Below are 23817 nucleotides of genomic sequence, written 5' to 3' on the forward strand. Positions count from 1 at the left end.
CATAGAAACTTTTCTTGTTTTGAATGGTCGACATGTTAACCATAAACTATTAAGTCGGCACGTTCGCAACATTTGGCAGCAAAATGAACCCAAAAACGTCTCAAAAAGCTAATATCCTGGTGCTTAACGGACCCAACTTAAATTTGCTGGGCACACGTGAACCGGATATTTATGGTGCCGAAACGCTGAGTGACATTCAGCAGCAACTGGAATTACTCGCACAACAGCACTCGCTGACCCTCAGTTGTTTTCAGTCCAACAATGAAGCCGAACTGATAGACGCCATTCATGCTGCGCGTGGCACTGTTGATTACATTATTATTAATGCGGCAGCCTACTCGCATACCAGTATTGCGTTGCGCGACGCCCTGACGGCGGTTGCCATCCCCTTTTATGAAGTACATATCTCTAATATTTACCGACGCGAAAGCTTTCGTCACCATTCGTATTTAGCCGATGCCGCAGAAGCCACGTTAAGTGGTTTTGGCAGCTACGGTTATTCGTTGGCGTTACTCGCGATCATCAAACAATTACAATCCTAATTGAGGCAAACGGTTATCATGGATATTCGTAAAATTAAAAAACTGATCGAACTTGTAGAAGAATCCGGTATCGCAGAGCTTGAAATCACTGAGGGCGAAGAGTCGGTGCGCATCAACCGCTACAGCGCACAACCTGCACCTATGCAATATGCGGCACCACAACCAGCACCCGCAGCAGCTCCTGCGGCGGCACCGGCAAACCAGGACGCTGCAGCAGCTCCGGCAACGGAAGAACCAAGCGGTCATATCGTGCGCTCACCCATGGTTGGCACCTTCTACGAAGCTCCTTCTCCTGACGCCAGCCCGTTTGTCACTGTAGGTTCAAAAGTGAATGTCGGCGACACACTGTGTATCGTTGAAGCAATGAAAATGATGAACCAAATCGAAGCCGATAAAAGCGGCGTTGTTAAGCAGATTCTGGTCGAGAACGAAGAGCCGGTTGAGTTTGACCAGCCTCTGTTCGTCATCGAATAAGCCAAGCAACATTAACCGCTAAACAACGACCAACGTTCAGGAATTTATCATGTTAGATAAAGTGGTTATCGCCAACCGTGGCGAAATTGCCTTACGAATCTTGCGGGCGTGTAAGGAGCTAGGGATTAAAACCGTAGCCGTGCACTCGACCGTAGACAGAAATTTAAAACACGTACTGCTGGCTGACGAGTCCATATGCATCGGTAAAGCACCGGCATCGGAAAGTTATTTGAACATTCCACGCATTATCAGTGCCGCCGAAATCACCGATGCGGCAGCCATCCACCCAGGTTACGGTTTCCTTGCAGAGAACGCGGACTTTGCCGAGCAAGTTGAGAAATCCGGTTTCGTTTTTGTCGGACCGACCGCTGACGTCATTCGCTTGATGGGTGACAAAGTATCCGCCATTAAAGCCATGAAAAAGGCCGGTGTTCCTTGTGTACCTGGCTCAGACGGTCCTCTCGATGACGACGACGAGCGCAATATTAAATTGGCCAAACGCATTGGTTATCCGATTATTATCAAAGCAGCTGGTGGCGGTGGTGGCCGTGGTATGCGTGTTGTGCGTCAGGAAAGTGAACTGTTGAGCGCGATCACCATGACCCAGAACGAGGCGCGGGCAGCGTTCGGTAACCCTGTGGTTTATATGGAGAAGTTCCTGGAAAACCCTCGTCATGTCGAAGTTCAGGTGTTAGCCGACGGCCAGGGCAATGCGATTCACTTGGGCGAACGTGACTGTTCTATGCAACGTAAGCACCAAAAAGTCGTGGAGGAAGCTCCAGCACCAGGTATCACGCCGGAAATGCGTAAATTTATTGGTGAACGCTGCGCGAAAGCCTGTATTGAAATTGGCTACCGGGGTGCCGGTACCTTCGAATTCCTGTATGAAAACGGCGAGTTCTACTTTATCGAAATGAATACCCGAATTCAGGTAGAGCACCCGGTCACTGAGATGGTGACAGGTATCGACCTGATCAAAGAACAACTGCGCATCGCAGCCGGCCGTCAGTTGTCGATTAATCAGGAAGATGTGGTGATTCGTGGTCACGCGATTGAGTGCCGTATCAATGCTGAGGATCCCGATACGTTCATTCCTTCACCGGGCCAAATCACTCGCTTCCACTCGCCAGGTGGATTTGGTGTACGCTGGGACTCTCACGTTTATGCCGACTACACCGTGCCGCCTAACTACGATTCAATGATCGGTAAGCTGATCACATACGGAGAAAACCGTGATATCGCTATCGCTCGTATGCGTAACGCACTGAGCGAACTTATCATTGAAAACATTAAAACCAACGTGCCGTTACAGAAAGACATCATGGCCGATGAAAACTTCCAGCATGGTGGTACCAACATCCACTATCTTGAGAAAAAACTTGGTCTTGGAGGGCATTAGGCCGGTGCCTTGGATCCAACTTACCCTATCAAGTACTGAAGAGCATGCCCCGCAGGTCGGGGACATGCTCATGGCTAATGGTGCTCAGGCCGTCACGTATCGCGATGCGGCGGATAATCCCATTTTCGAACCGCCGCTTGGCAAAGTGTTATTGTGGAAGCACAGTCTGGTTACCGGGCTGTTCGACGCCGCCGTCGATATGAAACCGGTTATCGCCAACCTCGAAAAGGCGAAAGTGCTACCCTCACCGCTACAATACAAACTCGACGGTCTGGAAGACAAAGACTGGGAACGAGAATGGATGGACAAGTTTCACCCGATTCAATTTGGTGAAAGGCTTTGGATTTGCCCCAGTTGGCGAGAGGTTCCTGAGCCGAGTGCCGTCAATATTTTGCTCGATCCCGGCATGGCTTTTGGTACCGGTACGCACCCCACTACGGCCATGTGCTTACGTTGGCTCGATGGAAACCCGCCAACGAACGCAAGTGTGGTCGATTTCGGGTGTGGCTCAGGCATTTTGGGCATCGCTGCGTTGATGCTTGGCGCCAAGCACGCGATTGGCATTGATATTGACCGTCAGGCACTGATCGCAACCGTTGAAAATGCGGAACGTAATGGCGTCGCTGATGCGTTTGATGTGTACCTACCGTCTGAACAACCGACCGCGAAAGCGGAGCTGGTGCTGGCAAACGTGCTGGCAGGGCCTCTGCGCGAGCTTGCTGCAGTCATCCTTGACTATGTTGCACCAAAGGGTCGCTTAGTAATGTCAGGCATCTTAGAACGCCAGGCTGACGATGTTATGGCGGCGTATCAGCATGCCATTGACTTTGACCCTGTGGTTGTCGATGGCGATTGGGTGATGTTATCGGGAGTACGCTCTCGCTAGGCGTTATGGCTTAGCCATCCTCTATTTTTGTCAATAGTAAAAACTTAAAAAAAGGCTAAATTTGCATACTTTTTAGCCTTTTCTTTAGGCGTTAAATTCCATAAAATTCTTCACCCTTTTCGCTGCGTAGTTTTTGACCGATGCGGATTGGCCAATACCAATTAATCAACAATGTGATCCTTGCTCCGATGGCCGGTGTGACTGACCAGCCGTTCCGGCAGTTATGCCATGAACTGGGGGCTGGAATGACCGTTTCGGAAATGCTTTCCAGCAATCCGAAGGTTTGGCATACCGACAAATCGCGGCAACGCATGGATCATTCTGGTGAGCTAGGTATTCGAGCTGTTCAAATAGCGGGTTCTGAGCCGCATTTGATGGCCGAAGCTGCGCGCGTGAATGTCGCGATGGGCGCCCAAATTATTGATATCAATATGGGCTGTCCGGCGAAAAAAGTGAATAAAAAACTGGCAGGGTCTGCGTTAATGCAACATCCAGCGTTGGTTGAGAAGATTCTCACCGCGGTGGTCGAGGCAGTTGATGTTCCGGTGACCTTAAAAACCCGTACAGGGTGGGATCCAGAGCATAAGAACGGCATCGAAATCGCACAAATCGCAGAACGTTGTGGTATTCAGTCACTTGCCATACATGGTCGCACACGCGCCTGTATGTACAAAGGGAACGCTGAATACGACACCATCCGGGCGATAAAACAAGCGGTTTCCATTCCGGTTGTTGCAAACGGAGATATTACCTGTCCGGAACAAGCAAAATCGGTATTAGATAATACCGGAGCAGATGCCATTATGATTGGTCGCGGAGCCCAGGGAAACCCGTGGTTATTCCGTGAAATTGATCATTACCTCCGACACGGAGAGCACCATCCAAAGCCATCAAACGATGAGGTGGCTGAGACAGTGCTCAAACATGTCAAACGATTGCACCAGTTTTATGGTGATTATCAAGGGGTCCGTATTGCCCGTAAGCATGTGGGATGGTATCTGAATGAACGCCCTGGCGGTCGCGAAATGCGCCAACAGTTTAACCAAATCGAGCAGCCTAACGAGCAGCTCGATACGCTAGAACATTATTTTGTCACTGTAGAGAAGAGATAAGCGCACTATGTTTGATCAAAATCCTAACCGTGAGAACACATCACCTTTAACTACCATTGGTAATAACTCACAGCCGAAGCCTTTACGCGATTCGGTAAAGCAAGCGCTCAACAGCTTTTTACGTCAACTTGACGGTCAAGACCCTGAAGAATTGTATGAGCTGGTGCTGTCTGAGGTAGAAGCTCCGTTGCTGGAAGAAGTGATGACTTACACTCGCGGCAATCAAACCCGCGCCGCTACTATGCTAGGCATTAACCGTGGTACGCTTCGCAAAAAGCTGAAGAAATACGGAATGAACTGATCCCTGTGATTAAGAGCGCCTTTTGGCGCTCTTTTTTTTATAATGTTTTTTATATTACGACAGAAAGTTAAGGTTAAGTGATGCAAAGCCAACCGATTCAACGCGCTCTCATAAGTGTTTCTGACAAAACTGGTATCGTCGAATTCGCGACGCAACTGGCGGCAAAAGGCGTAGAAATCCTCTCAACCGGAGGTACTGCTAAACTTCTTCGTGACGCCAACATCGATGTTAAAGATGTATCAGAACACACTGGCCAGGTAGAAATCATGGGGGGGCGTGTCAAAACACTGCACCCAAAAATTCACGGCGGTATCTTAGGGCGCCGTGACGTCGACCAGGATGTCATGAAAGAGCAGGGAATCGCTGCCATCGATTTGGTCGTGGTTAATTTGTATCCCTTTAAAAAAACCGTCGCTGCGCCTGACTGCACCTTAGCGGATGCCATTGAAAACATTGATATCGGCGGCCCAACCATGGTTCGCGCAGCGGCTAAAAACCATAAAGACGTCACCATCGTGGTTAACAGTGATGACTATCAACGCGTACTCGACGAAATGTCAGAGAACGCCAACGCGGTATCGGCGGAAACACGCTTCAAGCTGGCCGTTGCCGCGTTTGAGCACACCGCTCAATACGATGGCATGATCGCCAATTACCTAGGTGGTAAGTTAAGCGGTGAAGCTGATTTCCCCAACACTTATAATATGCAGTTTCAACACAAACAAAGCCTTCGTTATGGTGAGAACAGCCACCAAAAAGCAGCTTTTTACACCGAAGCGGAGAGTCCATCGGGTACGGTTTCCAGTGCCAAGCAATTGCAGGGTAAAGCGTTATCCTTTAATAACATCGCCGATACCGATGCCGCACTGGAATGCGTGAAAAGTTTTACGCAGCCGGCCTGTGTCATCGTTAAACACGCCAACCCATGCGGTGTAGCCATTGGCGAAAGCATTGCCGATGCCTATCAACGCGCATTTATGACCGACCCGACTTCGGCTTTTGGCGGTATTATCGCCTTCAACCGAGAACTTGATGCAGCCACCGCAAAAGCCATTATCGATAAACAATTTGTCGAAGTGATCATCGCGCCTAAAGTGACCGACGAAGCCGTTCGTATCGTTGCCGAGAAGAAAAACGTGCGCTTACTGGAGTGTGGGCAGTGGCAACCAACTGACGCTCAGTGGGACTTTAAGCGGGTTAACGGTGGCTTATTGGTACAACAAGCCGATCTCGAAGACTTTAACCCGGACGAACTAAAAGTCGTCAGTAAGGTACAGCCGACCGAGACACAGCTGGCGGATCTTAAGTTCTGCTGGAAAGTCGCCAAGTTCGTCAAATCAAATGCGATTGTGTATGCCAAAGACGGCATGACCATCGGCGTTGGTGCCGGTCAGATGAGCCGTGTCTACAGTGCCAAGATTGCCGGCATCAAAGCCGCTGATGAAGGCTTACAAGTCGAAGGCTCCGTGATGGCTTCGGATGCGTTCTTCCCGTTCAGGGACGGTATTGATGCCGCCGCCGCAGCGGGTATCAAAGCCATCATTCAACCCGGTGGCTCAATTCGGGATGAAGAAATCATTGCCGCCGCGGATGAACATGGTATCGCGATGGTCTTTACCGGAATGCGCCATTTCCGTCATTAATGCGTAGTGATAAGTGATGTTATTTGCCGCCCCGAACATTCGGGGCTAATCTTTACCAACACTTATAACAACTAAAGAGGCAGTTATATGAAATATTCTGCAATCGCATTAACCATGACGTCATTGCTCGCGTTATCAGCCTGTGACTCGGCGCCACAATCTGCGGCGCCCGCCAGTACCGAACAGGGCGCCGCCATGACCATTGAACAGGCGGTCAGCCACAGTGACCGTACGCCGGCATTCGTTCAACGAGACGCTTTCCGGCATCCCGCTGAGACGCTCGCATTTTTTGAACTGGAACCCTCCATGACTGTGGTAGAAATTTGGCCCGGCGGTGGTTACTACAGTGAAATCCTGGCTCCTTACCTAGCCGAGGAAGGTACATTTTATGCGGCTCACTTCCCTGAAGAGAGCGACAGCAACTACTATCAGCGTTCACTCAGCAAATTTAAAGAACGCCTTGCCAGCGAAGCGGTGTTTGGTAATGTGCAATTAACCCAGTTTTCACCGGTGACTCAGCTGAGCTCGGATATCGCACCGCCAAACAGTGCCGACCGTGTATTAACCTTCCGTAACCTGCACAATTGGTACATGAATGGTGGCGAAGAAGCGGTATTAAATGCCTTCCGTCAATTCCATCAGGCTCTGGTACCAGATGGCATCCTTGGTGTGGTTGATCATCGCTTACCGGAGTCAGCCGACGATGAGGCCATGGCAAACAGTGGTTACATCAAAGAGAGCTGGGTGATTGAACTGGCGCAACAGGCGGGCTTTGAGCTGGTCGAGCGCAGTGAAATTAACGCCAATCCGAAAGATACTGCAGACCACCCCAATGGGGTTTGGAACTTACCACCGACACTGAATGTGGAGGAAGGTGATGACGCAGAAATTTATAAGGCGATTGGTGAGAGTGATCGCTTCACATTAAAATTCAGAAAACCGATAGAATAAGGATACCCATGAAAGTTTTGGTTGTCGGCGGTGGTGGCCGCGAGCACGCCCTGGCGTGGAAAGCGGCGCAGTCGCCAAAAGTGGATGAAGTCTTTGTTGCTCCCGGCAATGCAGGTACCGCAACAGAGCAAGGCTTGCAAAATATTGACATTAACGCAGAAGATGTCGATGGGTTACTGGCATTTGCACAACAGCAGGCGGTTGATCTGACCATCGTCGGTCCTGAGGCGCCGCTTGTCGCCGGTATTGTTGATCGCTTTACCGAAGCGGGCCTTGCGATTTTCGGGCCGACTGCAGCAGCGGCTCAACTCGAAGGCTCAAAAGCGTTCAGTAAAGACTTCCTGCAGCGTCATAACATTCCAACCGCCGCCTACCAGAACTTTACCGACCGTGATGCTGCTAAGGCTTATGTTCGTCAACAACCGTTACCGATCGTCATTAAAGCCGACGGTTTGGCTGCGGGTAAAGGCGTCATCATAGCCGAAACGCTTGAACAAGCCGATTCCGCCATTGACGATATGTTGGCCGGTAACCGTTTCGGCGAAGCCGGTCACCGTGTGGTTATTGAAGAATTTCTACAGGGTGAAGAAGCATCGTTTATTGTCATGGTTGACGGTAAAGACGCCGTTGCTTTTGCCTCCAGTCAAGATCACAAAGCACGTGACAACGGCGACAAGGGTCCCAACACAGGTGGTATGGGCGCTTACTCTCCTGCCCCTGTCGTTACCCCGACGGTACACGATTGGGTGATGCAACACGTGATTAAGCCAACCGTTGATGGTATGGCAGCGGAAGGTCATCCCTATACAGGCTTTCTGTACGCCGGCTTGATGATTGCCGAAGATGGCAGTGCCAAAGTGCTTGAATACAACTGCCGTTTCGGAGACCCGGAAACTCAGCCAATCATGATGCGCCTGCAATCCGACCTGGTTGAACTGTGTCAACTGGCGATTAACGGTGAGCTTAAGCAAACACCAGTTGCGTTTGATAACCGCGCCGCGGTTGGTGTGGTCATGGCCGCAGGAGGCTATCCAGAGAGCTACAACAAAGGCGATGTGATAACCGGTATTCCGGCCGCTACCGAAGACAGCAAAGTATTCCATGCCGGCACGGCCATCGAAGACGGTCAGGTCGTTACCAGCGGCGGACGTGTTTTATGTTGTACCGCACTTGGTGATAACGTAACCCAGGCGCAACAGCGTGCTTATCAACTGGTGCAACAGATCCAGTGGGATAACGTCTACTTCCGCACCGACATTGCCCATCGTGCCATTGCCCGCGAACAATAATCAACACCTCCGGCACAGCCTTTGCTGCTGTGCCGGCCTCGCCTTTACCTTCAGCTGTAACAGCTCTGTCACAGAAATTAAGTAAACTGCCCTCTGTCATTAAATTAACAAACCGCCTGAGGGTTATGAATTCTGCGCGCGAACTGCTTAAACTTATTGAATCCAAACAGCTGTTTCCGCTGTTCCAGCCAATAATCGATACCGCAGAAGAACACATTATTGGTTATGAAGCACTGATTCGTGGTCCGCAGGGTCATCCCCTCGAATTCCCTGATGCGCTGTTCAGTGCCGCCCAACAGCATGACTTACTGTCCGAGCTGGAACTGGCCTGTCGCGAAGCCGCAATAAGGGAATTCTTACAGTTAGATACCGACGCGCGCTTATTTCTAAACGTAAATCCTAATGTCTTACAGGATAGTGATCACCCTCACGGTACCACGCTGAGGATCTCCCAGCAGCTGGGTATTGACCCTCGCCGTATTGTCATTGAATTATCGGAACGCTACCCAATACAGCAGCCCGAGCTGCTAAAGGAAGCGGTACTCCATTACCAACAATTAGGCTTTTTAGTCGCCATTGACGACTTAGGCGCGGGCTATTCGGGCCTTAAACTGTGGTCGGAAATTAAACCTGATTTTGTCAAAATCGACCGCTACTTCATCAGTGACTTAAACAACCAGCCGACCAAGCGTGAATTTGTACAGTCGATTACCTCTTTAGCCCGCAAGGTAAATGCGAAAGTCATTGCTGAAGGTATCGAAACCATCGAAGAGTTTCACCAACTGCACCACCTTAATCTTTTCCTTTGTCAGGGTTTTTTGTTTGCCAGACCCACCAAAAATCCACCACAAACATTGCCCGTTGAGCACTTATTGCCGCAAGCCCGTAACACCATTGCGCCCAACCCGGATACCATTGCCAGCGTTACTCGCGATGCCATTACGCTATCGCCTTTTGACAAAGCCCATAATGCTTTGGAGTTGTTCAGTAACCGCAGGACCTTGTGTTCAATTCCGATCGTTGACAATGGCAAAGCGGTCGGCATGTTACGTCGGGAGTCATTAATGGAGCTGTTTTCAGGCTCCTATGGGCGGGCGCTTTATGCGAACAAGGAGGTTTCAAGGGTGATGGACAGCAACCCGGTTGTCGTTGACTGTAACACCCCGATTGATACCGTATCGACCATTATCACCGATGACGATGACGTCGATATATTCCGCGAGTTTATCGTTACTCAAAAGCAACAGTTTTTAGGCGTTGCATCCGTTCGGGATCTGTTAAAGCGCATTACTGAACTGCGCATACAGAACGCGCGTTACGCTAATCCACTGACGTTACTGCCGGGTAACGTTCCCATTCATCAGCACCTGGATGAACTGCTGGCCGCTCGCCAATCGTTTGCCATCGCTTACTTTGATATTAATCACTTTAAGCCTTTCAACGACAATTATGGCTATGCCAAAGGTGACGAAGTCATTCGTCAACTCGGCCAACTACTGGTTCAGTATGCGGACAGCCCGTATACCTTTATTGGCCATATCGGGGGTGATGATTTTGTGGTGATTTTCCGTAAAACGGAGGTCGCCGAAGTCATATGCAAACAGGTCATCGACGCCTTTGAACAACACATTACGACCTTTTATTCAACGCAGGATAAGCAACGAGGGTTTGTGTTGGCGACCGGCCGTGACGGCCAACAGCAGAGTTTTCCGCTAACGTCATTGGCGGTTGGGTTGGTCATTGTCAGTGCTGACACGATTCAATCGCATCATCAGGTAGCGGCTCTGGCCAGCGAGGCCAAAAAGCAAGCAAAACAGGAAAGCGGCAGTTACTGTTACGTTGACTGCCGCTGACCTCAATTAATCTTCAACGATCAAATCGTCTTCACTGTCCTCAGCGGAACCCGAACCAAAACTCTCATCGGCAAACTTACCCCGACCATACATGCTGGCCACTTTGGGGCGATGAATGCGCGCCTGATATTTTGCCCACGCTTTTTCAACCAATGTCTGTGGCGCCTGTTCACCGCGAGCCGAAGCCAATAAAGCCTCATCCTCTTGGTTCTGAGGCTGGTAATCACCGTTCAGTAATGCCGTAATCAGACAGCCGTATTGGGTCAAAGCATCACTTTCGCGAATAGAGAAATCACCGGAGCGAGAAAAGCCGTAAGGATAATTACGAAAGTCATTAAATGATCTCTTTAACAGAGACTCACGAGTCATAGTGGTCATGGCAAGCCCTTCCTACAGACTAAAACCGAACAAAAAGTCTGTCGCTCAGAAACGACAAAGACGATATAGAGCGATATTCAGACTTTGTCAATTAAAATATGTGAAGGACCTAAAAAAAAGCCGCCATCAGGCTCTTACCACTGAGTAGCAGTGACACCAACATGATAACGCAAGCCAATAGATTCTGCCGGGTATTGTTGCGGTAACTGCCCAAATGTGGCTTATTGCATAACCACCAGATGAAGCCGGCCATTACTGGCAGCAAAATGCCGTTAGCTACCTGCGCCAGCCAAATCACGCTGACAGGCTTGATGCCTGCGCTACTGATAACAATCCCGATCAGTAAGATAATACTCCAGGTGGCCCGGAACGAACGGCTTTTTAAGTGACCTGACCAACCCATAATACCGCTGAGGGCGTAGGCCGATGCCAACGGCGCCGTGGTCGCAGAGGAGATCCCAGCCGCAAACAGCCCTATCGCCATCAGATACTGAGCTCCGACGCCAAACAGCGGTTCCAACGATTGCGCCAGATCAGCGGCGCTGTCGATGGTGCTCTCGCGACCAAAGAAAGCCGATGCCGCAGTCGCCAACACCGCCATCGAAATTAACCCGCCCAGCGGAATCGACAGCAGACTGTCTTGTTGTGCCTGTTTCAGCTGTGACGCTGTTTGCCACTTTTTAGCGGCACTGGATGCGTGCAGAAAAAGGTTGTAAGGCACCACTGTGGTACCAATCAACGCCACTACCGTGAGCGTTGCGCCACTTGGCATTGACGGGATAAAAAGTCCTTTCAACAGCCCCATCACGTCAGGCTGGGTTAATACGAAGGTGCCAATAAAAGCCAGACTCATTAGCAGTACTAAACCAATAAGTGCTTTCTCAATGAGCCTCGCACTACCACTCCACAGCACCGCGAACGCTACCGCACCTACCGCCACTGGCCATGCATTTTCAAGCCCTAACGACGTTAAGCTGAAATCCCCCAGCAGTCCGGCCAGGCCCAGGCTGGCGCCCGATAAGTTACCGCCCTGATAGACGCTGTTACCAACGACAACGGCCGCAAAAACCAAGGCGATGAAAAAACCGCGACTGGCGGGATGCGTTAAATTTTCCCGAATATTCTCACCCAGCCCTTTTTGCGTAATCACACCAACACGTAACGCCATCTCTTGCAGGATCAGACAGGCGAGTACGGAAAACAGCAAAGCCCATAGTAGCGCGTAGCCGAAATTGGCGCCCGCCAACGACGCCGTTACTACCGTTCCCGGACCAATGAAGGCTGCCGCTACCAGCGCGCCCGGACCAAACTGCGACAGTTTCATTGTTGTGGCCCTTCGATCACCGTCAGCGTGATCCAGTTGTTGTTCATGGCTTGATTTAAGTCGTGTTCGAGTGCAATGCGGGCGGTATCATAATCAACCAGCAACTCGGTCACGCCACACGCTCGGTTGCGGCCTCTTGCTTTACAGGTATAGAGTGCCATGTCGGCAATCTGAAGTGCGCGCTCCCAGTCGACTTGATGTTCACTCAGGTCAGCAAACGGTAATTCAATAAACCCTATGCTAGTGGTAATGCTGATCAACTCACCATTTATTTTAATTGGATGCTCAGCAACCGTACGCAAAATTCGTTCAGCGAGTTGAAGTAGGCTACTCTGTTTAATGCCCTTCACATAAAACAGAAATTCCTCACCACCCCAGCGGACCAGAATGTCAGAATCGCGGCAGATGTTTTGTAGTCGTTTGCTTAATTCGGTGAGAACCTTGTCACCGCCCGCATGGCCATGCCGATCATTAATCTGCTTAAAACGGTCAATATCAAGCAATAGTAGACCGTCCTGACTTCTTTCGTCGGAGCGAGCGCGCTCGAGCATGCGCTCTTGAAGCGCTCGCCGATTCCAAAGACCGGTCAATGGATCCTTCAATGATTGATCGGCCAGTTGCTCATTGGCTCGATTTAACTGTTGATTGGCGCGCTTCGATTTCCGGTACAACAAAAATACCAATACCAGGCACACGGCAGCAAATGCGGTAAACAAAATCCACACAATACGTTGCTGCTCGCTATTTTTAATGATTTGCTCTTTAAGTTCATTCTGCTTTTGCAACAACTCGATCTGCTGCGCATCATCGCGTGATTTATAGACCGCCTGTAACTCAGACATTTTCTCACGTTGCGATTGAGTTAAGATGCGTTCTTTCAGATTAATTCGTTCACGCAATATTTGCGCTTCTGCGGCATGATCATTTACTAACGCATAAGCTTCAGCTAGCTCTCCTAATGCCATCTCCAGTTGACTATTTGAGAGTGTCTCGCGGAAATTAGCCACGGCCTCTTCCATTTGCTTTATACCAAGGCTGTCACCTTGTTTAACCGCGATAAACCCTAAATTAAAGTTGATGGTACTCAACATCCCATCAAACCCGAGAGCTTCAGCTTTATCAAGAGCTTCGAGTAAATGTTCACGCGCTTCATCAAATTGTTCAAGACGAAGATAGGTATCTCCAAAATTGTTTAAAATAATGACTTCCTGATACGACGCCTCCAGCTCCTGTGCCATCTGGTAAGCTCGGTTTAACGAGCGTAACGCCTGCTCAAGTTGACCGAGGGAAATTTCAGCATAGTATTTTGAAAACCATAGATCGTAAGCAAGCCCCTGATAGCCTTTGTCAATGGCCTCAGGGACCGTTTCTTCAACCGTCAAAATCGCCGCATCCCATTGCTCCAATGACAGTTGAATATTCGCAATGCGACTCAGTAGATAAAGGCGTCGACCTTCGTTCAGACTAGAATTCATTTCACCCAGCGCCTGCTGTGCCTGCAGGAGATGTTGAAGCGCGGGTTCAAAGCGCTCCCAGTCTACGTAAATAGACGACAGTAGATTGTGGCCATAATAGCGAATGCGGGCAGTTTGGGTTTTTTCCAATAACCGCTCCAATCGAGGAACCCTTAAAAACGCGTCGCCCCGTTTGCCTTCCATCACCATAAAGTCAATACGGGAAGCCAATACTTCAGCTTGAGCGTCAATCACCTGAGCTTGCTCACTTGCCTGTTTAAGTCGGTCCAACAGTGCATAGGCTTGAGTAAATTTCTCTTCATAAGCGAGTTCGCTAGCACGATAGCCGAGTGCTCTTACTCGAGTAATAAGCGGTGTTTCTGCAGTGACTTGCGCGATAATATCCTCAAGCAGGACTTTTGCCTGAGCTTCTGACTCGCTAGCCACGGCAAGATAGTTATCCAGTTTCACTTCTAGACGAACGTCAATCAATTGGCTATTTACGACTTTTTGGGCATAGCCATAGGTACTGAAGAAGAGTATAAAAAGGTAAAGAAGTGATTGTGGTAAAGAGCGCAGCAGCGAGCCAGACAACGATAGCTGGCAGAGCCGTTTTGGTGTTTTTGTTGTCATTGGCTCTTCTCGTGTAGCGTTTGTAAAACGGTTAATGTCTCAACAAATAATAACCGATTTTTAACATCATCACCAAGTACTGTTAATGGATTATTCTGAGGCTTATATGGCAGACAAGAAGCTCGACTGGTCAAAAATACTGAAGTCCGGACAGCGCATCTTTATTGGTTCCCATGCCGGCGTACCGACAGCGCTCATTAAAGACCTGATTGCCCACTCGAAAAACTTGCATGATATCGAAATCGTCCAGCTAATGACGTTGTCCGATAACGAATGGGCCAAGCCAGAACATCAACAGTTGTTCAAGGTAAATACGTTTTTTATTGGTGGTGAAACGGTTAGAACCGCGGTTAATGAAGGGCGCGCTGATTACACACCCTGTTTTATCTCCGATATTCCTAACTTGTTCGAGAATGGCATTTTGCCCCTCGATGCGGCATTGATCATGGTCAGCCCGGCCGATCAATACGGCTATCACTCGATGGGCGTTTCCGTGGATGTGGTTTCAGCAGCGGCCAAATTCGCCAATACGGTTATCGCGCAGGTCAATCCGCAGATGCCAGTCACTTACGGCCAGTCCTTTCTGCACAAACGTCAAATTGATTACTTTTGGGAACATGAAGAGCCATTACCCACGCTTGAACCACCGGCGACGGAAGACAGCAAGATCATCGAGCGTATCGGACAATATATTGCCTTACTGGTGCGCGATGGCTGCACCTTGCAAATTGGTGTCGGGCGCGTCTGTGCAGCGGCATTAAGATACCTCAGTAACCATAAAGATTTGGGTGTACACAGCGAACTGATTACCGACGACATCATGGAACTGATGCTAAAAGGGGTCATCAATAACCGCAAGAAGACATTTCACCCCAACAAAATCGTCACCAGTTTTTGCATGGGCACAAAAAAGCTCTATGATTTCGTGCATCAAAACCCACATGTCGGCTTTTACCCGAGCGAATACGTTAATTCACCCACCAATGTTGCTCGAAATGACAACCTCATTGCCATCAACAGTGCCATTGAAGTGGACTTAACCGGACAGGTCGTGTCCGACTCCATCGGTCATCAATTTTACAGTGGTATCGGCGGACAAGTTGACTTTAGCCGTGGTGCGTCACTGAGTAAAGGTGGAAAGCCTGTGGTTGCGCTACCTTCTACAACGGCGGATGGTAAAGTGTCTCGTATCGTTGCACACATCAAGGAAGGTGCCGGTGTGGTTACCTCACGCGGCCACGTTCATTATGTGGTAACCGAGTTCGGCGTCGCCTCACTGCGCGGCAAAAGCATCCGCGAACGGGCGTTGGAGCTCATTCGTGTTGCCCATCCGAAGTTCCGCCAACAGTTGCTGCAACAGGTACGCCAGCATTACTGGGTCCCTCATTATCAGCAACAGACACCGGTCGACGTGCCTGAACTGGGCGCAATGGGTTTTAAAAAGATCCAGTTTAAAGGGGAAGAATTTGATCTACGACCACTGTACCCGTCGGATGAACGACGCTTGCAGGAGTTTTTCTATTCGCACACCAAGGAGACCCTGCAGCTCAGGTACAACGCCGTACCAACCAGCATGAGCCGGGAGAAGTCCTGCACCCTGGTCAGCATCGATCAGTCAAAGGATCTCGCCCTATGCATTGTGCGCCAGAAAGGCTCGGCCGCCAAAATTATGGCCGTTGGTCGCTATTACTTCATCGAATCACAAAACAGCTGTGAGGTAGCCTTCGTGACCCGTGAGCATTATCAGGGACAAGGTATGGCCAGCATGTTACTGCATGAGATGATACGTATCGCCAAATCTCGCGGCCTGCAGAGTATGCAGGCGGTCGTACTGGCCAATAATACGCCCATGCTTAACGTCTTTGAGAAAGCCGGGTTTAAACGTTTACCGGCTGATGAGCCCGGCGAAGTTTTGCTGAAACTGTCGTTGCATGATGACAAGGAAGAGTAATGTCAATTACGTTGTTTTCTCATAAAGATTGTGCGCTGCATAATCCAGACCCTCACCATCCGGAATGTCCCGCTCGACTGGATGCCATTAACGATCAAATCATTCGTTCCGGCCTTGATTTTGTCATCGTCCGCGAGCAAGCAACCGCCTCCGGTTTGGCGCCCATCTATCAGGTACATGATCGTGCTTATGTTGATGACCTATTCGCTAAAGTTCCTGCCGACGGCCACATCTGGCTCGATCCAGATACACCAATGACGTCCCAAACCCTGACGTCGGCATTGATGGCGGTCGGCGCCAACATCAATGCGGTTGACCATGTCATGTCGCGTACAAATCATCAGGCATTTTGCGCCGTCCGTCCACCAGGCCACCATGCCACGCGTAATCAGGCCATGGGCTTTTGTGTTTTTAACAACATTGCCATTGCCGCTCGTTATGCCATCGATCATTACGGCCTTGAGCGGGTGGCTATTGTTGATTTTGACGTACACCACGGTAATGGTACCGAAGATATTTTTGAACACGATCCGCGGGTCTTATTCTGTTCCTCGTTTCAGCAGCAACTTTACCCATTTGTGGATGAAAATCACAACAACGAGCACATTCTTAGTATTGGTTTACCACCAGGCTGTAAAAACTATGAATGGCGGGAAGCGGTTTACCAACGCTGGTTCCCCAAAATTGATGCGTTCAAACCGCAACTTATTCTGATATCGGCCGGTTTTGACGGACACATTGAAGACGAGATGTCCCAATTCTTATTGAAAGAAGACGATTACTATTGGGTCACCGAACAACTCAAACGGCTCGCTGATAAACACTGCCAGGGGCGGATCGTTTCAACGCTGGAAGGCGGTTATGCGCTCAGTGCGTTAGGACGTAGTGTCGTCGCTCATCTCAAGGGGATGTTGGGTAGTGATGCGTATTAGAAATTGGAGCGGGAAACGAGATTCGAACTCGCGACCCCAACCTTGGCAAGGTTGTGCTCTACCAGCTGAGCTATTCCCGCGTCTTTACTAGGTATTGCTATTCGTTGGAGGACTGACTTGGAGCGGGAAACGAGATTCGAACTCGCGACCCCAACCTTGGCAAGGTTGTGCTCTACCAGCTGAGCTATTCCCGCTTTGTCAGTGCGGCGTGTATTCTACCCATTACGCCGCATTCGTCAACACTTTTTCTGCAAAATTAACGCCACTTGGCGAACATTTAGTCAGACGGTTGCGCAAGCTTTAAAAAGTTATCGCGATAATGACGAAGTTCAGCGATGGATTCGCGGATATCTTCCAGTGCCTCATGAACACCCTTCTTCTTGAAACTGTTCAACACCTCCGGGTTCCAACGTTTTGCCAGCTCTTTTAAACTGCTTACGTCGAGGTTGCGATAGTGAAAATACGCTTCCAGTTCCGGCATATGCCTGGCGAGAAAACGCCGATCCTGGCAAATGCTGTTACCACACATCGGGCTGGTATTCGGCTCAACCCATTCCTGCAAAAACGCAATCGTTGCTTGTACCGCATGTTGTTCGCTGTATTCACTGGCCTTGATGCGATCCACCAAGCCCGAGCCGGTATGTGTTTTGACGTTCCAGTCATCCATCCGATCAAGGTACTCCTGCGGCTGGTTAATCGCAATGACAGGCCCTTGCGCCAACTCATTCAGGTTGTGGTCCGTTACGATGGTCGCTATCTCGATAATATGGTTTTGCTCAGGATCCAACCCGGTCATTTCCAAATCGATCCAAATTAAGCGTTGGCTTTTCTCATTCTCACTCATAATCCCACTCTAAACTTATGTTATTTTCAGGTATGATAGCGTCAATTTAGAAACAACAACAGGTCGCAACGATTGGCTAAAAAACGTCGCCTCAATAAAGGTCAGCAACGACGCGTCAAGCTGAACCAGCGCAAACGGCTCGAACAGCCCGATGTCGACTGGGACAACGACCAACTCGGTCCCTCGCAGGAAGGCCGGGTTATCAGTCGTTATGGCCAACACGCGGACATCATGGACAACAGCGGGGACGTTGTTCGCTGTCATATTCGTCGTGCCGTGGATAGCTTGGTCTGTGGTGATAGAGTACAGTGGCGCCGCGCCACTTCCTCTACGGATGGTATGCAAGGTGTGGTCGAAGCGGTTCATGATCGCGACTCACTGCTATCTCGGCCGGATTTTTACGACGGGTTAAAGCCAGTGGCTGCTAATATCGACCAAATTTTAGTGATTTCCAGTGTGCTTCCCGCGTTCAGCTCACAAATTATCGATCGCTACCTTGTCGCCTGTGAAGATATTGGCATCGAACCCATTCTTGTTTTAAACAAAACCGATCTCCTGGCGACACTGGATAGCGAATTACAGCAGGAGATCGAAACCTGCCTAAGTTATTACGCCAGTATGGGTTACCAGGTCTTGCGCGTCAGCAGCGCCACAACCGACGGTCTGAGCGAGTTAATCGCACAATTACCCGGACACACATCCATTGTCGTAGGCCAGTCGGGCGTTGGTAAATCCTCATTGGTAAACAACATACTGCCCGATGTCGATACGATCACTAACGACGTTTCGGACAACTCCGGACTGGGTCAGCACACCACCACCGTGGCCACCTGGTACGAATTGCCAGAAGGCGGCGCACTGATTGATTCTCCGGGAATTCGTGAGTTTTCCTTATGGCATTTGGAGAAAGAGCGGGTGGCCTGGGGCTTTAAAGATTTTCGTGACGTCTTAGGTGGGTGTAAATTCCGCGACTGCAAACATCAAAACGATCCCGGTTGCGCCTTGCAGGAAGCCGTGGAAGCTGGAAAAATCGCGAGCTGGCGATTACAGAACTATCATCGAATTATTGAGTCTATGAACTCACAAAAGCCCAATCGGGCCATGCAACGAGGTTAAATCACGTGTCATCCATCGACAAAATCAAGATTGCGGCACAGTACGCAATGCCAAAACATCTCCTGTCCCGCTTAGTCGGGTCATTTGCGGCCGCCAAAGCCGGTGTTTTTACGCAATTGTTTATTCGCTGGTTTATTAAACAGTATGGTATCGACATGAGCGAGGCGATCGAAGAACAGCCGTCGGCTTATAAAACCTTCAATAGCTTTTTTACCCGCCGCCTCAAGCCTGAGCTGCGCCCTTTAACGGCAACCCATGGTCAGCTCGCTCATCCTGTCGATGGAACCGTCAGTCAACTTGGCGCGATTCACAGCGATCGTATCTTCCAGGCTAAGGGTCACGATTACTCATTACAGGCTCTGCTAGGCGGTCAGCAGCAAGATGCTGAGCCATTTATGGACGGTGATTTTGCAACCATTTATCTGGCGCCGAAAGACTACCACCGCATTCATATGCCGTGTGACGGAACGCTGAAGAAAATGATCTACGTGCCGGGTGACTTATTTTCCGTGAATCCACTGACTGCTGCCAATGTACCGAACCTGTTTGCCCGTAACGAGCGAGTTGTGGCTATTTTTGACACTGAGGTTGGGCCAATGGCGATGGTGTTGGTGGGCGCAACCATCGTAGCCAGTATTGGCACCGTATGGTCGGGCACCGTTACACCACCGACCGCTAAGCGCGTACATTCATGGTCTTACCCCAGCTCCGGACCGGAAGCGATTCAGCTCAAAAAGGGGGAAGAAATGGGTCACTTTAAATTAGGCTCAACCGTGGTTATGACCTTTGCCAAAGACAGTATTCGGTTTGACGAGTCACTCGAAGCTGGCTCTGTCACCCGCATGGGTCAGGTTATGGCGTCCATCAACGGCAGCAGTGACTAAATGAAAATCTGGGCGCACCGTGGTGCCAGCGCGGAGGCGCCGGAAAACACTCTGGCGGCCTTTTCACGCGCGATGGACGCGCAGGTTCACGGTATTGAACTGGACGTCTATGCCATTGACGGCGAGCGCTTCGTGTTCCACGACCGTTACCTTGAACGCCTTACAGCAACCCCGGGCCGTCTGAAAGACCTTAGCCAACAACAGATCCGCGAATTGCGGGTGTTTGGGCAACAAGCCATTCCGACGCTGCGCGAAGCGCTCATGCACATCAACGGTCGGTGTCACGTCAATATCGAGCTTAAAGGGGATGTCCCCAGCCCGGAATTGCTGTCTGATATCGACTACGCCCTTGCCAACACGCAATTTGAATTAACACAGATACTGGTTTCTTCGTTTAATCATCATTGGTTACAGCGCTTAAAACACCGCCGTCCTGAGGTGAACATTGGCGCACTCACTACCTGCTGCCCATTGGATTACTGCGCGTTCGCCAGCCGTCTGAGCGCCGTTGCCGCCCACATCGACGTTGATTTTGTGACTCAGGAGCTGGTCGATGACGGCCATCGCCGCAACCTTGAAGTGTATGTCTTTACCGTTGACGAACAGCACGACATTGAGGAGCTTCACGCCATGGGCGTTGACGGCATCTTTACCAATAATCCTGTATTTGCCCAGAATATATTAAAGGGGCTGTCACCGCGCGGTAACGAGCCCCTTTATCACTATCGCTAATCTCGCTCAGCTACGCGTTAATGGTGATGATCCGGATAATCTTCCTGCATGGATTCAAGTTGGCGTGTCAGCGCCAATGGCGAGGTTGTGCGTTTTGCCATTAATAAATACAGAGCCGGAATCACAAACAGCGTTAAGAAGGCTGACACCGCAACGCCCGAGAAGATAACAATACCAATCACCATGCGGCTTTCGTGACCGGGTCCCGAGCCCAGAATCAGCGGTAACGCACTCATTAACGTGGTAAAAGCGGTCATGACAATGGGTCGTAGCCGTTGTTGCGATGCGCGCAGCACCGACTCTTTAAAATCCAATCCGGTGTCACGCAGCTGGTTAGCAAACTCGACGATCAAAATGCCATTCTTAGCCGCCAGACCGATGAGCATGACAATACCTATCTGAGAGTAGATATTGATGGTCTGCCCGGTGACATACAGGCCAATAAAGGCACCGACAATCGCCATTGGTACCGCCAGCATAATCACTAACGGATGCACGAAGCTTTCAAACTGCGCTGCCAGGACCAAGAAAGTAATGACTAATGCCAGGCCAAACACAAAGATGATCGAACTGCCACTTTCCTGATAAAGCTGGGATTCACCTTTGTAATCAATTGAAACGTCATCCGGTAATTTGTCATCGACAACCCCTTCCAGAAACGCTAACGCTTCACCCAGTGAATAGCCTTCTGCCAAATTCGCTTCGATGGTAACGCTGCGCATGCGGTTATAGCGGTTCAGTTGTCCGGACGTCGCCCGCTCACTCACATTGACCACATTCGACAGTGGGATCAATTCGCCACTTCGGCTCGACCGCACGTAAATGTTATCAATCGCTGCAGGGCTACGGTAATCCGCTTTTTCCCCTTCCAGCATCACGTAATACTCTTCACCTCGGTCAAGATACGTGGTGACGCGTCGTTGTCCCAGAATCGATTGCAAGGTGATGCCGATATCCTGTACGGAAACGCCCAGATCAGCGGCACGAGCTTCATCCACTTCAACCAACAGCTGCGGTAGCGTTTCTTTATAGTCGCTATCGACCTCCTGCAGGCCTGGGTTCTTCATGGCTTCTTCAATCACCACATCGCGGTATTCAGCCAATTGTTCATAGGTATTCCCCTGTAACACAAACTGCACCGGCCGGCCGCCGCCACCGCTGATACCGCTGCGCATAAAGGCAAATGCCTGTACACCGACAACTTGGTTTAACTTGGTGCGCATTTCCTCCATCAACTCAAAGGTTGACCACTCACGCTGTTCAAATGGAATGGCACCGACAATCGCGATACCCGCTGAACCACCCCAGCCCGGCGCTCTTACAATCACCCGATCAATTTTATTTTGATCGATGTAAGGCAATAGGATCTGCTCGATTTCATCCATATGCCGCGAGTTGGATTCAAAACTGGCACCTTCCGCTCCACGGATACTGATATAAAAGGTTCCCCGGTCCTCCGGCGGCGCAAATTCTTGGGGGATAAGTTTTAACGCACCAAAACTGACAACACCGGCGAGGATCACCAATATCAACGCAAACAGCGGGCGGGTGACGCTGGCTTCCAGCAGTTTCCGGTAACCATTTTCCAGCCAGGCGAAAACGGCATCAAACGCTTTACCAAACTTACTGGTTCGCTCTTTATGCGAGAGCACCTTAGAGCTTAACATCGGCGTCAGGGTAAGCGCGGCAATACTGGAGAACGCGACCGCAGCGGCAATCGCCAGCGCAAATTCGGTAAACAGTTTACCGATATTGCCTTCCAGAAAAGCCAAGGGGACAAACACCGAGATCAATACCAGAGTGGTTGCGACGACCGCAAAACCAACCTCTCGCGCACCGCGGTAGGCAGCCAATAACGGCGGTTCACCGGATTCAATACGACGATAAATGTTTTCCAACACCACGATCGAATCATCAACCACTAAGCCAATCGCCAGCACCAACGCCAACAAGGTCAGCAAGTTAATTGAAAAGCCTAGGGCAAACAGCACGATGTACGAGGCTATGATCGCAACCGGTACCGTTAACGCCGGGATAATGGTTGCGCGGACATTACCGAGGAACAGGTAAATCACCACCACCACCAGACACATGGCCACTAACAAGGTGTTGTAAACTTCGTCTATCGAGCCTTGTATAAATACCGATGAGTCGTAACTGGTAGCCAGATACATGGTTTCCGGCAAGGTTTTTTCCAGCCGCTCCATCTCCGCGCGTACGTTTTCGACCACCGCCAGCGTATTCGCCTTCGACTGTTTGATGATGCCAATACCGACCATGTTTACGCCGTTACCGCGGAAGTCGGTTTTATCGTCTTCTGCACCCAGCTCAACCCGTGCGACCTCACCTAACCGCACCAAATAACCGTCATCGCCGCGACCAATCACGAGGTTTTGGAAGTCTTCCTCAGACAAGTACGAACGTGCCATACGTACGGAGAACTCGCGCTCGGTTGACTCGACTTCTCCGGCAGGTAACTCGATGTTCTCTTCCCGTAACCGGTTAACAATGTCGGTTACCGTAACTTCTCTGGCCGCCATCGCATCGCGATCCAGCCAAACCCGCATCGCGTAGCGGCGATCACCACCAATACGAACCCGAGCAACACCGTCGACAACGGCCAGACGGTCGACAATATAGCGTTCCGCATAGTCGGTGAGCTCCAGAATCGACATGCTTTCACTACGCAAATTGTACCAAACTACGGTCGTTTCATCGGACGACGCCTTGGATACCTCAGGTGGATCGGATTCTTCCGGTAAGTTATCCAATGCTCGGGATACACGCTCCCGCACGTCGTTTGATGCGGCATCAATATCACGGGTCAGATTGAATTCGATGCTGATGTTGGAATAGCCCGGGCGACTGCTTGAGCTGATGTTTTTTATCCCCTCAATGCCGCTGATACGTTCTTCAATAAGCTGAGTAATTTGCGTTTCCACGACTTCCGCGGAAGCGCCGGGATAATCCGTGCTGACGCTGACGACCGGCGCATCGATATCGGGGAATTCGCGTAACGGCAACATGGTAAACGCAACGATACCGAAAATGAGTAATAGGACATTAATGACCGTGGCAAAAACCGGTCGTTTTACCGATACATCTGATAAAAACACGCG

Annotated in this window: 20 protein-coding genes and 2 tRNA genes; 15 read left to right on the forward strand and 7 right to left on the reverse strand. The window is 50.2% G+C overall.

The features are described from left to right. Nucleotides 1–83: 83 nt before the first annotated feature. From aroQ to C5610_RS11975, 10 genes are all read left to right on the forward strand, one after another. Entirely contained in the window at nt 84–542 is a 459-nt protein-coding gene (gene aroQ, locus C5610_RS11930; RefSeq protein WP_105307346.1) for a type II 3-dehydroquinate dehydratase, read from the forward strand. An 18-nt stretch (nt 543–560) separates the two neighbouring features. Next, entirely contained in the window at nt 561–1016 is a 456-nt protein-coding gene (gene accB / locus C5610_RS11935) for an acetyl-CoA carboxylase biotin carboxyl carrier protein (RefSeq protein ID WP_105307347.1), read from the forward strand. Nucleotides 1017–1065: 49 nt separating this feature from the next. Then, nucleotides 1066–2415: an acetyl-CoA carboxylase biotin carboxylase subunit gene (accC, locus tag C5610_RS11940; RefSeq protein WP_105307348.1), complete on the forward strand. Its 1350-nt coding sequence runs from the start codon at nt 1066–1068 to the stop codon at nt 2413–2415. A gap of 4 nt (nt 2416–2419) precedes the next feature. Continuing rightward, a complete protein-coding gene (prmA, locus tag C5610_RS11945; protein WP_105307349.1) occupies nt 2420–3301 on the forward strand; it encodes a 50S ribosomal protein L11 methyltransferase in 882 nt (293 codons plus the stop codon). 140 nt (nt 3302–3441) lie between these two features. Beyond that, on the forward strand, nt 3442–4413 hold the full coding sequence (gene dusB, locus C5610_RS11950; RefSeq protein WP_105307350.1) for a tRNA dihydrouridine synthase DusB: 972 nt from the start codon (nt 3442–3444) through the stop codon (nt 4411–4413). Between the two features lie 7 nt (nt 4414–4420). Next, the gene (fis, locus tag C5610_RS11955) at nt 4421–4714 is read left to right on the forward strand and encodes a DNA-binding transcriptional regulator Fis (protein WP_105307351.1); all 294 of its coding nucleotides are present in this window, start codon (nt 4421–4423) and stop codon (nt 4712–4714) included. Between the two features lie 80 nt (nt 4715–4794). Continuing rightward, a complete protein-coding gene (gene purH / locus C5610_RS11960) occupies nt 4795–6357 on the forward strand; it encodes a bifunctional phosphoribosylaminoimidazolecarboxamide formyltransferase/IMP cyclohydrolase (protein ID WP_105307352.1) in 1563 nt (520 codons plus the stop codon). Between the two features lie 87 nt (nt 6358–6444). Beyond that, entirely contained in the window at nt 6445–7308 is an 864-nt protein-coding gene (locus tag C5610_RS11965; protein WP_105307353.1) for a class I SAM-dependent methyltransferase, read from the forward strand. Nucleotides 7309–7316: 8 nt separating this feature from the next. Further along, entirely contained in the window at nt 7317–8597 is a 1281-nt protein-coding gene (gene purD / locus C5610_RS11970; protein WP_105307354.1) for a phosphoribosylamine--glycine ligase, read from the forward strand. Nucleotides 8598–8722: 125 nt separating this feature from the next. Next, the gene (locus C5610_RS11975) at nt 8723–10450 is read left to right on the forward strand and encodes a bifunctional diguanylate cyclase/phosphodiesterase (RefSeq protein WP_105307355.1); all 1728 of its coding nucleotides are present in this window, start codon (nt 8723–8725) and stop codon (nt 10448–10450) included. A 6-nt stretch (nt 10451–10456) separates the two neighbouring features. Here C5610_RS11975 and maoP read toward each other — a convergent pair whose 3' ends face one another. The 3 genes from maoP to C5610_RS11990 all read right to left on the reverse strand — a co-directional run bounded on the left by maoP (nt 10457) and on the right by C5610_RS11990 (nt 14239). After that, complete coding sequence (gene maoP / locus C5610_RS11980; protein ID WP_105307356.1) at nt 10457–10828, reverse strand: DUF413 domain-containing protein; 372 nt, start codon at nt 10826–10828, stop codon at nt 10457–10459. 109 nt (nt 10829–10937) lie between these two features. Next, nucleotides 10938–12152, reverse strand: coding sequence for an Nramp family divalent metal transporter (locus C5610_RS11985; RefSeq protein WP_105307357.1), 1215 nt, complete (start codon nt 12150–12152; stop codon nt 10938–10940). Then, entirely contained in the window at nt 12149–14239 is a 2091-nt protein-coding gene (locus C5610_RS11990; protein ID WP_105307358.1) for a tetratricopeptide repeat-containing diguanylate cyclase, read from the reverse strand. Before C5610_RS11990 ends, C5610_RS11985 begins: the two co-directional genes overlap by 4 nt. Nucleotides 14240–14345: 106 nt before the next feature. Between C5610_RS11990 and C5610_RS11995 the strand changes: the two genes are divergently transcribed. Continuing rightward, complete coding sequence (locus tag C5610_RS11995; RefSeq protein WP_105307821.1) at nt 14346–16190, forward strand: GNAT family N-acetyltransferase; 1845 nt, start codon at nt 14346–14348, stop codon at nt 16188–16190. Beyond that, nucleotides 16190–17122 carry a histone deacetylase family protein gene (locus tag C5610_RS12000; RefSeq protein WP_105307359.1) on the forward strand — a complete coding sequence of 311 codons (933 nt, stop codon included), beginning with the start codon at nt 16190–16192 and terminating at the stop codon, nt 17120–17122. The genes C5610_RS11995 and C5610_RS12000 overlap by 1 nt, the downstream gene beginning before the upstream one ends. 4 nt (nt 17123–17126) lie before the next feature. Here C5610_RS12000 and C5610_RS12005 read toward each other — a convergent pair. The 3 genes from C5610_RS12005 to orn all read right to left on the reverse strand — a co-directional run bounded on the left by C5610_RS12005 (nt 17127) and on the right by orn (nt 17966). Next, nucleotides 17127–17202 (reverse strand) — tRNA-Gly (locus tag C5610_RS12005). 38 nt (nt 17203–17240) lie between these two features. Then, nucleotides 17241–17316, reverse strand: a tRNA-Gly gene (locus C5610_RS12010). A gap of 83 nt (nt 17317–17399) precedes the next feature. Then, nucleotides 17400–17966 (reverse strand): oligoribonuclease, encoded by a 567-nt coding sequence (gene orn / locus C5610_RS12015; RefSeq protein WP_105307360.1) that lies wholly within the window; start codon nt 17964–17966, stop codon nt 17400–17402. Nucleotides 17967–18038: 72 nt separating this feature from the next. Between orn and rsgA the strand changes: the two genes are divergently transcribed. From rsgA to C5610_RS12030, 3 genes are read left to right on the forward strand one after another with little or no spacing between them, the layout of a single operon-like run. Next, entirely contained in the window at nt 18039–19082 is a 1044-nt protein-coding gene (rsgA, locus tag C5610_RS12020; protein ID WP_105307361.1) for a small ribosomal subunit biogenesis GTPase RsgA, read from the forward strand. Nucleotides 19083–19096: 14 nt separating this feature from the next. Beyond that, the gene (gene asd, locus C5610_RS12025; protein ID WP_410054419.1) at nt 19097–19966 is read left to right on the forward strand and encodes an archaetidylserine decarboxylase; all 870 of its coding nucleotides are present in this window, start codon (nt 19097–19099) and stop codon (nt 19964–19966) included. After that, nucleotides 19967–20698, forward strand: a complete 732-nt coding sequence (locus C5610_RS12030; RefSeq protein WP_105307363.1) for a glycerophosphodiester phosphodiesterase — start codon at nt 19967–19969, stop codon at nt 20696–20698. 17 nt (nt 20699–20715) lie between these two features. Here the strand turns inward: C5610_RS12030 and C5610_RS12035 are convergent, their stop codons facing one another. Next, nucleotides 20716–23814 (reverse strand): efflux RND transporter permease subunit, encoded by a 3099-nt coding sequence (locus C5610_RS12035; protein WP_105307364.1) that lies wholly within the window; start codon nt 23812–23814, stop codon nt 20716–20718. Nucleotides 23815–23817 lie beyond the last annotated feature (3 nt).

The sequence above is a fragment of the Idiomarina sp. OT37-5b genome (genome assembly GCF_002968395.1).
GTDB lineage: Bacteria > Pseudomonadota > Gammaproteobacteria > Enterobacterales > Alteromonadaceae > Idiomarina > Idiomarina aquatica.

Coding starts and splice junctions, on each gene's coding strand:
- orn (WP_105307360.1), bottom strand. CDS start 17,966: ATGAGTGAGAATGAGAAAAGCCAACGCTTAATTTGGATCGATTTGGAA.
- C5610_RS11975 (WP_105307355.1), top strand. CDS start 8,723: ATGAATTCTGCGCGCGAACTGCTTAAACTTATTGAATCCAAACAGCTG.
- dusB (WP_105307350.1), top strand. CDS start 3,442: ATGCGGATTGGCCAATACCAATTAATCAACAATGTGATCCTTGCTCCG.
- accC (WP_105307348.1), top strand. CDS start 1,066: ATGTTAGATAAAGTGGTTATCGCCAACCGTGGCGAAATTGCCTTACGA.
- C5610_RS12030 (WP_105307363.1), top strand. CDS start 19,967: ATGAAAATCTGGGCGCACCGTGGTGCCAGCGCGGAGGCGCCGGAAAAC.
- purD (WP_105307354.1), top strand. CDS start 7,317: ATGAAAGTTTTGGTTGTCGGCGGTGGTGGCCGCGAGCACGCCCTGGCG.
- accB (WP_105307347.1), top strand. CDS start 561: ATGGATATTCGTAAAATTAAAAAACTGATCGAACTTGTAGAAGAATCC.
- fis (WP_105307351.1), top strand. CDS start 4,421: ATGTTTGATCAAAATCCTAACCGTGAGAACACATCACCTTTAACTACC.
- aroQ (WP_105307346.1), top strand. CDS start 84: ATGAACCCAAAAACGTCTCAAAAAGCTAATATCCTGGTGCTTAACGGA.
- C5610_RS11995 (WP_105307821.1), top strand. CDS start 14,346: ATGGCAGACAAGAAGCTCGACTGGTCAAAAATACTGAAGTCCGGACAG.
- C5610_RS12000 (WP_105307359.1), top strand. CDS start 16,190: ATGTCAATTACGTTGTTTTCTCATAAAGATTGTGCGCTGCATAATCCA.
- maoP (WP_105307356.1), bottom strand. CDS start 10,828: ATGACCACTATGACTCGTGAGTCTCTGTTAAAGAGATCATTTAATGAC.
- C5610_RS11965 (WP_105307353.1), top strand. CDS start 6,445: ATGAAATATTCTGCAATCGCATTAACCATGACGTCATTGCTCGCGTTA.
- C5610_RS11985 (WP_105307357.1), bottom strand. CDS start 12,152: ATGAAACTGTCGCAGTTTGGTCCGGGCGCGCTGGTAGCGGCAGCCTTC.
- purH (WP_105307352.1), top strand. CDS start 4,795: ATGCAAAGCCAACCGATTCAACGCGCTCTCATAAGTGTTTCTGACAAA.
- C5610_RS11990 (WP_105307358.1), bottom strand. CDS start 14,239: ATGACAACAAAAACACCAAAACGGCTCTGCCAGCTATCGTTGTCTGGC.